This window comes from Flavobacterium macrobrachii, assembly GCF_014486675.1.
In the GTDB taxonomy this organism is placed as follows: Bacteria; Bacteroidota; Bacteroidia; order Flavobacteriales; family Flavobacteriaceae; genus Flavobacterium; species Flavobacterium macrobrachii.
Genome location: NZ_JACTAC010000081.1, coordinates 1 through 13,834 on the forward strand (window position 1 = coordinate 1; position 13,834 = coordinate 13,834).

The 13,834-nt window shown below is 32.9% G+C and carries 6 protein-coding genes and 1 pseudogene; 5 read left to right on the forward strand and 2 right to left on the reverse strand.

The genetic code is table 11. The features are described 5' to 3' along the window. Positions 1 to 905 (reverse strand): annotated as a pseudogene (locus tag IAI56_RS13845) (hypothetical protein); the annotation flags it as partial. Positions 906 to 973: 68 nt separating this feature from the next. Next, positions 974 to 3,775 (reverse strand): excinuclease ABC subunit UvrA, encoded by a 2,802-nt coding sequence (gene uvrA / locus IAI56_RS13850; RefSeq protein ID WP_187658437.1) that lies wholly within the window; start codon positions 3,773 to 3,775, stop codon positions 974 to 976. Between the two features lie 258 nt (positions 3,776 to 4,033). Here uvrA and IAI56_RS13855 point away from each other — a divergent pair, with 258 nt between their 5' ends. The 5 genes from IAI56_RS13855 (at position 4,034) to IAI56_RS13875 (ending at position 13,735) form a co-directional block, all read left to right on the forward strand. Further along, positions 4,034 to 6,724 carry a helix-turn-helix and ligand-binding sensor domain-containing protein gene (locus tag IAI56_RS13855; RefSeq protein ID WP_187658432.1) on the forward strand — a complete coding sequence of 897 codons (2,691 nt, stop codon included), beginning with the start codon at positions 4,034 to 4,036 and terminating at the stop codon, positions 6,722 to 6,724. Between the two features lie 280 nt (positions 6,725 to 7,004). After that, positions 7,005 to 10,145, forward strand: a complete 3,141-nt coding sequence (locus tag IAI56_RS13860; protein WP_187658433.1) for a SusC/RagA family TonB-linked outer membrane protein — start codon at positions 7,005 to 7,007, stop codon at positions 10,143 to 10,145. Positions 10,146 to 10,157: 12 nt separating this feature from the next. Beyond that, a complete protein-coding gene (locus IAI56_RS13865) occupies positions 10,158 to 11,666 on the forward strand; it encodes a RagB/SusD family nutrient uptake outer membrane protein (RefSeq protein ID WP_187658434.1) in 1,509 nt (502 codons plus the stop codon). 6 nt (positions 11,667 to 11,672) lie between these two features. Further along, positions 11,673 to 12,770, forward strand: a complete 1,098-nt coding sequence (locus IAI56_RS13870; RefSeq protein ID WP_187658435.1) for a PKD domain-containing protein — start codon at positions 11,673 to 11,675, stop codon at positions 12,768 to 12,770. Positions 12,771 to 12,781: 11 nt separating this feature from the next. Then, positions 12,782 to 13,735 carry a fibronectin type III domain-containing protein gene (locus IAI56_RS13875; protein ID WP_187658436.1) on the forward strand — a complete coding sequence of 318 codons (954 nt, stop codon included), beginning with the start codon at positions 12,782 to 12,784 and terminating at the stop codon, positions 13,733 to 13,735. Positions 13,736 to 13,834 lie beyond the last annotated feature (99 nt).

Below are 13,834 nucleotides of genomic sequence, written 5' to 3' on the forward strand. Positions count from 1 at the left end.
CAACCAATAAATTTAGAAATATTTGTATTAGATACTGGACTGTTCATTCCCATTACAGATTTTTCAGGAGCAAAATTCCCCACAAGTAATGAGTTATTAAACTCGATAGAAGTATCACTATTATCAAGATATACAACGCCTCCACTTGCAGAGGCACTGTTTCCACTAAAGATACCACGATCAATAATAACATGATCAAACTCAACATGTATTGCGCCACCATATCCAGCTGTATTACTAGTTACATCACAATTAATCAATTTTAAGGTTCCTGATTGATTGAAGATAGCGCCACCTTCTGTAGCGGAGTTGTTTCTAATTTTACAGTTAATAAGTGTCGTTACATTAGCTTCGGTAGTTGCATTACCAAAGGCACCACCATCTGTCGCATAGTTAGCTATCATTTCGCAGTTTCTAATCGTTGGTTGACCACCACTGTTGTAGATTGCTCCACCATAAGTACTACTGTTATTATATCCATTGATAATTTTAAATCCATCAAAAATAGTTAAGCTACTAACATTAGTAAATTTTACAACGCTCCAGCAATTATCGGTTTGTACCCCAACAGTATTAATATCACCATTTAAGGTGGTTGTTGGACCATTACTAAAATCTCTTTGGTTAACGTTAGTTTCGGTGCCTGCAAAGCTTCCATATACCTCTACGCCATTAGGAATGTTGTATGTTGTACTTCTTGTTGTTCCAGTTGGTTTATAAACTCCTTGAGCAATCCAAATTTTATCTCCAACGATTGAATTAGCAAAAGCGGCTTCAATGGTTGTATAGGCATTAGTCCATGAACTTCCGTTGTTTGCACCAGTGGCATTTTTATTTACATAAATAATAGCAGCATTAGCATAGCTAGTCATTAGTAATAATAAGAATAAGTAATTTTTCTTCATAAATAGTTTGATTATAAGAGGTTTGTATGGTTTTTGCGATGCAAATCTAATTCTTTCTATCAAAAAACCTACAATTTAGTTATTAAATACTTTCCTGTAATTGATTTTTTGTTTTTTACGATTTCTTCTGGCGTTCCAACAGCGAGAAGTTGTCCGCCGTTTTCGCCACCTTCTGGACCTAAATCGATAATCCAATCGGCACATTTGATTAAATCTAAATTATGTTCAATTACAATAATCGAATGTCCTTTTTCTATCAAAGCGTCAAAAGAAGTCAATAGTTTTTTGATATCATGAAAATGCAAACCAGTTGTTGGTTCGTCAAAAACAAACAATGCTTTGTCTTTTGTGGCACCTTTTACCAAGAACGAAGCCAATTTAATACGTTGTGCTTCACCACCAGAAAGCGTTGACGAGGATTGACCTAACTGAACATAACCTAAACCAACGTCTTGTAACGGTTGTAGTTTTTGAATAATTTTGGTTTGTTTATGAGCGCTGAAAAACGAAATAGCATCGTCAATTGTCATCGTTAATATATCGTCGATGTTTTTGCCTTCAAAAGTTACTTCGAGGATTTCTTTTTTGAAACGTTTTCCGCCACAAGTTTCACATGGCAATTCAACATCTGCCATGAAAACCATTTCTACATTAATGCTTCCGTCACCTTTGCAGGTTTCACATCGTCCGCCATCAACATTAAACGAAAAATGTTTCGGCAAATAACCTCTAATTTTGGATAATTTTTCTTTGGCATATAAATCTCTGATGTCGTCATACGCCTTGATATACGTCACTGGATTGGAACGTGAACTTCTTCCAATTGGGTTTTGATCGACATATTCGATGTGTTTTATATGTGAAAAACTTCCTTTAATTTCGGAGAATTGTCCAGCTTTGTCGCCAATGCCTTCGAGTTTCTTTTGCATTGCTGGAAAAAGAATTTTTTTAACCAACGTACTTTTTCCGCTACCCGAAACACCTGTAATTATGGTCAAACTTTCCAAAGGAAACGAAACGTCAACGTTTTGAAGATTGTTTTCTCTTGCGCCAATAATTTCGATTGTATTTTTTGACTTTCTGCGTGTTTTTGGCACAGCAATTTCCATTTCGCCATTCAAATATTTTGCTGTAAGCGAGTTGGCTTTCAGAATTTCTTCAAATGTTCCTTCGGCAACTAGATTTCCGCCGTGCGTTCCAGCTTCTTGACCAATATCGATAATTCTGTCGGCAGCTTTCATAATATCTTCGTCGTGCTCAACCACAATAACGGTATTTCCTAAATCACGAAGATTTTTCAAGACTGTGATTAATTTTTCGGTGTCTTTTGGATGTAAACCAATGCTTGGTTCGTCCAAAATATACATCGAACCAACTAAACTACTTCCAAGCGAAGTAGCCAAATTAATTCGCTGCGATTCACCACCAGAAAGAGAAGCTGAATTTCGGTTTAAGGTTAAATAATCTAAACCGACATCACTCAAAAAAGCTAATCGGTTATTGATTTCGATTAGCAAACGTTTGGCGACTTTAAAATCATATTCGGATAATTTTAAATCACTAAAAAACGGAATTAATCGTTTGATTGGTAAATCAACCAATTCTGAAATGGTTTTTCCGCCAACTTGAATGTAATTAGCTTCCAATCGAAGACGTTTTCCTTTACAAGTAGTACATTTTGTTTTGCCTCGATAACGCGAAAGCATCACACGATTTTGAATTTTATAATTTTTTTCTTCGAGTTCGGCAAAAAAATCATTCAATCCAGTAAATAATTTATTTCCTTTCCAAATGAGTTCTTTTTGTTCATCCGATAGCTGAAAATAGGGTTTGTGAATGGGAAAATCAAATTTATAAGCATTGTTAACCAATTGATCGCGATACCAACTCATGCTTTCACCACGCCAAGGAAAAATAGCGTTTTCAAAAACCGAAAGTGCTGTATTTGGAATGACCAATTCGGTATCAATCCCGATGATGTTTCCATAACCTTCGCAGGTTGGACATGCACCATAAGGATTATTGAAACTAAAAAGATGAATATTTGGTTCTAGAAAAGTCATTCCATCCAATTCAAAATTAGAACTGTATTCCAATCGTTTTTTGGTTTCAAGTTCTTGCAAATAGCAAACTCCTTTGCCTTCAAAAAAAGCGGTTTGAACGGCATCTGCCAATCGATTATAAAATTCTTCTTCGGAAGAAGTTTCAGGATTTACTACAATTCTATCGATAATTAGCAAAATATCTTTGTTGTCTAAAGAATGTTCGTCTAGTTGGTCTAAACGAACCATTTCGTTTTCAACTAAAATTCGAGCAAAACCTTGCTGAAGCAACACTTTTAGTTTGTCTTCTAGTTTTCGTCCTTCTTCCAGATGAATTGGTGACAGTAGCAACCATTTACTATTGATTTCAAAGGTTTTAACTTCGTTTATAACATCAGATACGGTATCTTTTTTTACTTCTTTGCCAGAAACAGGCGAAATTGTTTTTCCAATTCTAGCAAAAAGTAGTTTTAAGTAATCATAAATTTCGGTAGAAGTCCCAACGGTTGAACGCGCGTTGGTTGTATTTACTTTTTGTTCAATGGCTATTGCTGGTGCAATTCCTTTGATGTATTCAACTTTTGGTTTGTCTAATCTGCCCAAAAATTGTCGCGCATAGGAAGACAAACTTTCTACATAACGGCGTTGACCTTCGGCATATAAAGTATCAAAAGCCAAACTCGATTTTCCTGAACCCGATAAACCTGTAATAACAACTAATTGGTTTCTAGGAATAACAACATCCAAATTTTTTAGATTATGAATTTGAGCACCTTTAATTAAGATATTTTTTTTAGGTTCGAGTGTAGCAATTTCCGTACTTTTCATGGCAAAAATCAAAATGATTGCAAAGATAACCATTTCCTCGATGAGATTTAAACCAAACTATGTTACATTTTTTTGGATTTGAATAAGCGAAGCAATATTTTTACAAGCGTTACTCAACTATAAACTACAAATCAGACGAAATTTATCAAATTAATTTCGTTTTTACTATTTTTTATAAGCCAACTATTTTTTGCTCAAGAATTACCTCCAATAATTAAATTTAATTCTAATTATTATAAAGCGGGTAGTCAAAACTGGATGATAGACCAAGATAAAAGTGAATTTATCTATTTTGCTAACAACGAAGGCCTTCTTGAATTCAATGGAACAGAATGGAAACTTTATCCTTCGCCAAACGAAACAATACTTCGTTCAGTAAAAGTTGTTGGTAATAAGATTTATACAGGATGTTACATGGAATTTGGTTATTGGTCAAGAGTTGATGATGGTTCTTTGAGGTATATTTCTTTAAGTAATAAAATAAAGTCTAAACTAATCGAAGATGAACATTTTTGGAATATAGTAGCTATTGAAAACTGGGTTCTTTTTCAGTCTTTTAATAGAATTTATGTTTATAATATAAAAGACCAATCATTTCGCTTTATTGATAATCATCCTTATATTTTCAGAGTATTCAATACAAATAATTCAATTTATTTTCAAGCTATAAATGAAGGCTTATACGAAATTGTTAATGGAGAAAGCATACTAATATGTAGCAACGAGCAAATTAAAACGAATAGAATAGTAGAAATTTTTCCTTCAACTCAAGGTTTATTATTACAAACAGAACGAGCGGGTTTATTAAAATTTAAGGACAACAAACTTGAACAGTTCGATATTGTGTCAAATGAAATATTTAAAATAAATTCTATTTTTTGTGCTAAAAAATTATCTAATGGAGGTTTTGCTTTGGGTACCATTTCAAATGGTCTTTTTATTTTAGATAAACAAGGTAAAATTCAAAACCATATTACTCAAAACACCGGATTAAGTAACAATACAATACTTTCTATTGATGAAGATGTTGACAATAATATCTGGTTAGGTTTAGATAACGGTATTGATTGTATCAACCTTCAATCTCCTGTTAGAAATTATCAAGATGACAAAGGTTATCTAGGTACTGTTTATACATCAATTGAATATCAAGATAATTTATATCTTGGAACAAATCAAGGCTTGTTCTTTAAAAAGAAATTTTCTAACGGAGATTTTTTGCTTATTAACGGAACAAAAGGACAAGTATGGTCGCTATTTATAAAAGATAATCAATTGTTTTGTGGTCATGATTTAGGTACATTTTTAATCAATCAATCTAGTGCAAAGCTCATTTTTAAAGGAACAGGAACATGGAAATTTAATTCTGTTCCTGGTATTCCTAATTATATAATGCAAGGGAATTATAATGGACTTTCTATTATAGAAAAAATAAATTCTAATTGGGTTTTTAAAACTAAAGTTAAGGGTTTTGATATTTCTTCCAGATATTTTGAAATCGACAACGATAACACCATATATGTAGGACATGAATATAAAGGAGTAATAAAAGTAATTCCTTCAAAAGATTTTTTATCCGTAAAAAAATTTTCCATTTTGAAAAAACCCAGTAAAGGAAAGCATGTAAGTTTAGCAAAATTTAATGGTTCAATATTTCATGCAGGTAAACAAGGAATTTTTAATTTGAATTCGAAAACCAAAGAATTTGAATTAGACAAAAAAAATAGTTTGATACTTGATAAAGATGAATTTGTTTCAGGTAAATTAAATGTAGATAAATCAGGTAAAATGTGGTTTTTTACTAAAAGCTACATATATTATTTTACAGCAGGCAACTTTAATTCAGAGTTGAAGGTTAATAAGATTCCTATTCCTTTTTCTATTGTTAACCCAATGCTTGGCTATGAAAATATAACTCAGTTATCTGGTAATGAATATTTAGTAGGTAAAACAGATGGCTATTTTATCATTGATTTAAATGATTTTAAAGTAAAAAACCATAAAGTAGCCATTACAGATGTCAGTGTTAATAGATTAGAAGGGATAACTACAAAACTTTCGATAAGTAAAACCACAGAATTGAAGCATGATCAAAATAACATTTCAATAAAATATACAGTACCTCAATACAACCGATTTGTTGATGTTGAATACCAATACATTTTAGAAGGTTTCCAAAGTCAGTGGAGTCAATGGAACACAAAATCAGAAGTTAATTTTAAAAATCTGGAGCCGGGCGAATATACTTTTAGAGTTAGAGCTAAAATAGCAAATGCTGCTCCAGAAAATGTAGCAGTATATCATTTTGTTATCAATAAACCATGGTATGCTACAACATTAGCGGTACTTATTTATTTAATTCTTTTCATGATTTTAGCTTACTATATAAACAAAGCATATCAACAATATTACTATAAACAAAAAATAAAGCTTATAGAAGAGAATAATTTATTACTTGAAATAGCTGCATTAGAAAATGAGCAGCAATTAATGAAAATGAAAAACGAGCAATTATCTCAAGATGTTGATGCAAAAAACAGAGAATTGGCAGTTTCAAACATGAGTTTGATAAAGAAAGATGAACTACTAGCTATTATTAAAGAAGATTTAAAAAAATCTTCTGAAGGAGAAGGGAATAATAGAAGTATAAAATCAGTAATTACTACAATTAATAAGAATATATCAAACGATGACACTTGGACCGTTTTCAAAGAAGCGTTTGATAGTGCGGATAAAGATTTTCTAAAGAAGATGAAAACTAAACACGCTACTTTAACACCAAGCGATTTGAAACTTTGTGCCTATTTAAGACTTAATTTATCATCAAAAGAAATAGCTCCAATGTTAAATATTTCTATTAGAAGTGTAGAGATAAAACGATATAGATTACGTAAAAAGCTAAATTTAGCTCATGATGAGAGCTTAGTAGATTATATTTTATCAATTTAACTATACAGATTTATTAAGTTTACCTCAACATTACCTTTACAACAACCTTTTCGTTGTCTTTGTTCAAGGTTTTATTGTTAATGAATTGTTAATAAAAAACCTTGTAATTCTTTACTCTCTGTGATGTTCTCAATTTTTATGGCTTAAAATTTTGTTATGTATATTTTTTGTTGTGGTTAATTATTGATTTGATACTTTTTAAATAAATAATTTAACACCATGATTAACTCGTCACAAAAATGTGGCATAAAACCAAAACAAATAAATTATTTTAAAGCTTATGAATGTAGAACTATTCTTAAGGAGATTTAAAGAGAAATTTTTTCTAATCTCACTGGTTTTTGTTTCAATTGCATCTGCTCAGGCGCAAAAAAAAGTCTCAGGTACTGTCAACGCTGACGGATTACCATTACCTGGGGTAAATGTTGTAGCTAAAGGAACAAATGCAGGAACATTAACTGACATTGACGGTAAATTTTCCTTCAATGTACCATCAGATGCAAAGACGTTAGTTGTATCCTATATAGGATATACTACACAAGAAGTTGCAATTATTGATGGAGAAATCAACGTACAACTTAAAGAAGACAGCAATTTGCTTGAAGAGGTTGTAGTAAACGTTGGTTACGGTACACAAAAGAAAAGTGTAGTAACGGGAGCAATTTCCAAAGTATCAGCTAAAGATTTGGAAAAAGTTCCTAATGGACGTATTGAACAAGCTTTACAAGGTAGAGCTGCTGGGGTAACCATTGCAATGAATGCAGGTCAACCAGGTTCTGGTTCAACGGTTCGTGTTAGAGGTATTACTACATTAAATGGTGGTAATGAACCTATTTGGGTTGTTGATGGAGTTATTGTAGATTCTGGTGCACTTGGAGCGATCAATCAATCTGATATTGAGTCTATGGAAGTTTTAAAAGATGCTGCTTCTTCTGCAATTTATGGTGCAAGATCAGCAGCTGGGGTTATTCTTGTTACTACAAAAAAAGGAAAAGCTGGAAAATTGTCTATTTCTTATAATGGTTTCGTGGGAACTTCTTCTCCAGAAAGAATGTTAAATCTTTTAAATGCTACTGAGTATGGTGCAATTATGAATGAGCGTTTTGCTAATGGTAATGCACAAGGTAGTATACCTTATCCTAATTTAAGTGCTTTAGGGACTGGAACTGATTGGCAAAAGCAAATATTTAATACATCCGCTAGTAGATACAACCATGAAGTAAGTTTAAGTGGCGGAAACGATGTTTCTAATTTTTATTTTTCTTTTGGTAGTCAATTTCAAGAGGGAATTGTAATGCCAGAAATTTCTAATTATGATAAAAAGAATATTCGTATAAATTCAACTCATAAAGTTAGAGACTGGTTAACAATTGGACAGACAATTGGTTATACTAGACAAAAGACAGTTGGTCTTGGTAATACCAATAGTGAGTTTGGTGGACCATTAAGTTCTGCAATAAATTTAGATCCAACAACTCCTGTTGTAGAAACAGATCCTGTCTTAGCAAACGGAACTCTATACAGTAGTCCTTATGTAATAAGAGACAAAAATGGTAATCCTTATGGAATTTCAAATGTTGTTGGACAAGAGATGACCAACCCACTAGCATATGCTAAAACTAGATTAGGGCAGTACAACTGGTCAGATGATTTTATTGGAAACGCTTATATTGAAGCAAAACCATATAAAGGATTCAAGCTAAGATCTACTTTTGGAGGTAAACTTGCTTATTGGGGTGGACAAGGTTTTACACCACTATACTATTTAAGTGCAACTGTAAATAATGTAACAGGTCAGAATAATATTTCGCGTATTGAGAATAAAGCATTTAACTGGACAGTTGAAAATACACTTACTTATGATAAAGTAATTGGTGATCATACATTCTCGGTATTATTAGGTCAAGGTGCATACAAAAATAATGAGTTCTTTACCGTTACAAGTGTAACTCAATACAACTTGTCTACTAACAATTATCAGGATGCAAGTTTTAATGATCCTACTGTAACACAGGATAATAAAATAGGTTATTCTTATGATGTTCAAGCTAATACAACAACTTCATTGTTTGCTCGTTTAAATTATGATTATAAAGAAAAGTATCTTTTCACAGGTTTAATTAGACGTGATGGTTCTTCTAAATTTGGGGCAAATAATAAGTATGGAACTTTCCCATCATTATCAGCTGGTTGGGTTATTTCAAAAGAAGATTTTTGGAAATCAAATGAGGTGGTAAATAATTTAAAACTTCGTGTAGGTTATGGGGTTACTGGTAATGACGTAATTGGTGATAATGCTTTCTTAGCATTAATTGACGGAGGTAGAAACTATACATTTGGAACATCTGGTGTTGTAACTTCAGGTTCAAGCCCGGGAAGAATTTCTAACCCTGATTTGAAATGGGAGGAAACAACTCAAACAAATATCGGTTTTGATGCTAAACTATTTAATTCAGTTAATCTAACAGTTGAATGGTATAAAAAGAAAACTGCAGGTATTCTTAGAGATAATCCAATTCCAGGATATGTTGGAGCAGAAGCGCCACCTTTAGCTAATATTGCTGATATGAATAATTCAGGTCTTGAATTTGAATTAGGATTCAATAAAAAAATAAATGAGTTTAATATTTCAGCAAATTCAACTTTTGCCGTTTTAAATAATGAAATTACAAACTTAGGTAATAATGTTGATTACTTTACTGGTCCAGGTTTTCAATCTATGGGACCTGTTACAAGAACAGAAGTTGGTCATTCATATAATGAATTTTATGGTTTCCAAACTAATGGAATTTTTCAAAATCAAGCAGAAATCAATGCTTACACAAATGCTAATGGTCAAGTTATTCAGCCAAATGCTGTTCCAGGTGATTTCAAATGGAAAGATAGAAATGGTGATGGAGCAATAACCGATGATGACAAAGGCTATTTAGGAAGCCCACTTCCAAAATATACATTTAGTTTCACATTAAATATGGATTACAAAGGATTTGATTTGATGGTATTCACTCAAGGTGTTGCTGGAAACAAAATTTTCCAAGGACTTCGAAGATTAGATATGTCAAATGCAAACTACCAAACCGATGTACTTAACAGATGGACTGGTGAAGGTACTTCTAATTCTTACCCACGAATTTCATCAAGTGATGCCAATGGTAACTTTACAAGAATGTCTGATTTTTACCTTGAAGACGGAGATTATTTACGTCTAAAAGTTGTACAGCTAGGATATTCATTACCACAATCTATTATAAGTAAAGTTGGTTTTCAAAAAGTTAGATTGTATGTAACGGGAGAAAATCTTTTAACGTTAACCAAATATACTGGTTTTGATCCAGAAATCGGTGGAGATGTTTTTGGTATTGACAGAGGTTATTATCCACAAGCTCGCTCATTTATGTTAGGAGCAAGTGTTCAATTTTAAAATAAAATGATTATGAAAAGAGAAATTAAAATAGCTTTATTTGTTGTACTTACTTCAGTTGGAGTGTCTTGTACTTCAGATTTTTTAGAAGTTGAACCAATTGGAACAACTACTGAAGGTAATTATTATAAAGATGAGACTGAGGCAAGAGCTGCTTTGGTTTCAGTTTATGATTTAATGCGTAAAAATTCTGGTGGATTTGAAAACATTATCACCATGTTTAATGCTGCTTCTGATGACCATTTTGCAGGAGGAGGAAGTGACTCTGATGGCGCAGGAATACAATCTTTTTCAAATTATTCCATCAATCCTTTTACAATACCAAGAAGTTTTTGGAGTGATTATTACAGAGGTATCTACAGAGCTAATCAGTTATTAGCTAAATTACCAGGAGTACCAATGGATGAAAATGTTAAGTCTCGTTTTGCTGCGGAAGCTAAAACATTAAGAGCATTCTATTATTTTAATTTAGTTAGAATGTTTAAAAATGTACCTTTAATTTTAGAACCGCTTTCGGCTTCTCAATTTTATTCTGTTCCTCAGGCAGATCCAGCAGAGGTTTGGGCACAAATTGAGTCAGACATAATTGAGTCAATGGATAACCTTCCTTCAACAGTGAATGTATCAAGTGATGGAGGCAGATTAACTAAATGTGCAGCACAGGCAATACTAGGTAAAGTTTATTTGTATCAAGGTAAGAATAGTTTAGCCGCTCAACAATTTGAACAAGTTAATGGAACTCCTGGTGGAACAAGCCAATATGGATACCGATTGTTAGATAATTTTAATGATTTATGGAGTTTTACTAATAAGTTTAATACAGAATCAATATTAGAAGTATCTCATTCAGCTCAAGGTTCTTATTGGGGAATTTGGGGTGGAAATTCTGATGAAGGAAATACAATCAATACAATGGTTGGGCCAAGGAATTATGTAAGAATAAGTAGTCCAGCTCCAGAGTTACCTTCAGGATGGAGTTTTAATGTATTTACACAAGATTTTGTTGACTTTATGGGAAGTGATCCTAGATTAAATGCTACAGTATTTAACTTAAAAACTTTAAAACAAAACGGAAATGCTGATTATATTGGGGGTTATCAAGATACAGGTTATTTCTTAGGTAAATTTTTACCTCGTCAAGGAGATGTTTACGATGGAAGTTTAGGAGGTGATGCAGTACTTAACTATGCACAAAATACTTATGCTATTCGTTTAGCTGACACTTATTTAATGGAAGCAGAAGCATTAGGTGGAACAGGAGCGAGAGCTCAAGCATTATTAGATGCTGTAAGAGATAGAGTTGGACTTGGCTCAGTACCAGTATCCCTTGGTGCTATTAAAGCTGAAAGAAGAAGAGAGTTAGCAGGTGAAGGTCATAGATGGTTTGACTTAGTTCGTTGGGGTGATGCACCTACTGTTTTAGCAAACAGAGGATTTGTTGCAGGGAAGCACGAAATTTTACCAATTCCAAATCAAGAATTAGAAAGTACTCAAATTGAACAAAATCCTAATTACAACTAATAAATCATGAAAAAAGGAATTTTAAAAATTACAATGCTTTTAACTTTACTTGTTTTAAGCGCCTGTACAGAAGACGGTATAGGTAATGATACATCTTCATTAGAAACAGTTACCTCAGGAAATCAAGATAAAATATTTGATATTAGTAATGATAATTCTGGTTTAGTAAAAATTACTCCAACAGGTGAGGGATTTTCTAGATATGCAGTTACACTTGGACATGGTTCAACTGAGCCTGTTACAATTTTTCCTGGTCAAAGTTTATCACATAATTATCCTGAAGGTTCATATACAGTATCTATTGAGTCTTTTGATATTGCGGGGGAAAGTTCAATTACTACTTATCCTTTAGTAATAACTTACAGAGCTCCTGAAAATTTGGCTATAAATGCTTCTGGTAATGGTTATAATGTAACAGTAGCACCAACCGCAGATTTTGCTAATTCATATTGGATTTATTTTGGTGATGTCACTAACGAACAACCAACGGTTTTAGGTTTAGGACAGGCAATCACGCATACTTATGCAACGGCTGGTAATTACACTATAACTGTTGTAGCTCAAAGTGGTGGTTTAGCAACAGCTACAACATCAACTAATCTTTTAGTTTACAATCCTTTTTCTTTACCGATTACCTATGAGGACCAATTTCAAAACTATGGTATAGGAGGAACTTTTGGTGGAGTTGGAACAGCTTTAGTTGCAAACCCTTTTCCAGGAGGAATTAATACAAGTGCAACAGTATGGCGATATATAAAACCAGTAGGTGCTGCATCATGGAGTGGAACTTGGACACCAATGGCAGCGCCTGGTAGTGTTCCAATTAACATTGACAATGGAGGCAAAATAAAAGTCATGGTATATGCTACTGAAGCAGGAAAAATGATTAATCTAGAATTAGAGCAAGCAACTACTGGAATACCTAATCAAGTATTGAAAGTAGCCACAACGGTAGCTAACCAATGGCACGAACTTGAATTTGATTTTAGCACTTTAGGAATTCCTCAAGGAACAAGTTTTAGACAATTAGTGTTTAGATATAATGATACCCAAGATGGCTTTGGAGAAGTGATTTACATTGATAATGTTACTCAAACTAACTAATTTAAAAAAATATGAAAAATAAAATTAAATGTTTATTAATTCCCTTTGTTTTATTGGCATCATTATACGTAGGATGTCAAAAAGATGACTATGAGTTGGGTGATTTGACTGCTCCCAGCAATTTAGTAATTGAAACACAAATTCAAGGGCAGGATGCTTCAAATCCAAACGGTGATGGTTCAGGAAATGTATCAATTACAGTTTCTGCTAATAATGCAATGACTTATAAAATTGGTTATAGAAATGTAACGAATTTATCTGATGATGCTTTAGAAATGACTACAATTGCATCAGGAACGACTACAAGAAAGTTTACTGATCAAGGAGTACAAACATATAGAATAACTGTAATTGCCTATGGTAAAGGAGGAACATCTTCAGTTATAACAAAAGAAGTTACTGTCTTGAGTTTATTTGATCCAGGAGAGCAAGTTATTACTAGTTTAACAAATAATTCATCAAAAACATGGGTAGTAAACAAAGATATTCCAGGACATTTCGGTGTTGGACCATGGGATCAAGGTAGTTACGGTCCTGATTGGTGGGCAGCTTCAATTAATGAGAAAGTTGCTTGTTGTAACTGTTTTTATACAGCAAGATTTACTTTTAATAAAGTTGGAAATGCTTTTTCTATCGATGTAGCAACTCCAGACGGAGCTTTTACTAAAACAGGAGATTTAGCCTCTATACCAGGCATTCCTGCCTCAGGAGATGAAGGTTGTTACAGCTATGCTGGAGGTTCTTCATCATTTGCTTTTGTTCCTTCAAGTGTTTCTCCATCTAATGATACTGTACAAACAACTGGTGCAGCTATATTATTAGGTGGTTCTGGAACTTTTATTGGCTATGGAGCTTTGAAAAAAGAATTTGAAATTTTAGAAATTACTGAGAATTCTATGTACTTAAGAGTTCAAGGAACTGAACCAGGTAATGCTTGGTACTTAAGACTTGTACCAGTTCAATAATAACTTAAATAGCCCATAAGATTTTTTAAATCTTATGGGTTTTTATACCGCATTCAAAATAAACACTATGAAAAATACACAATCTTTATATAATATTTT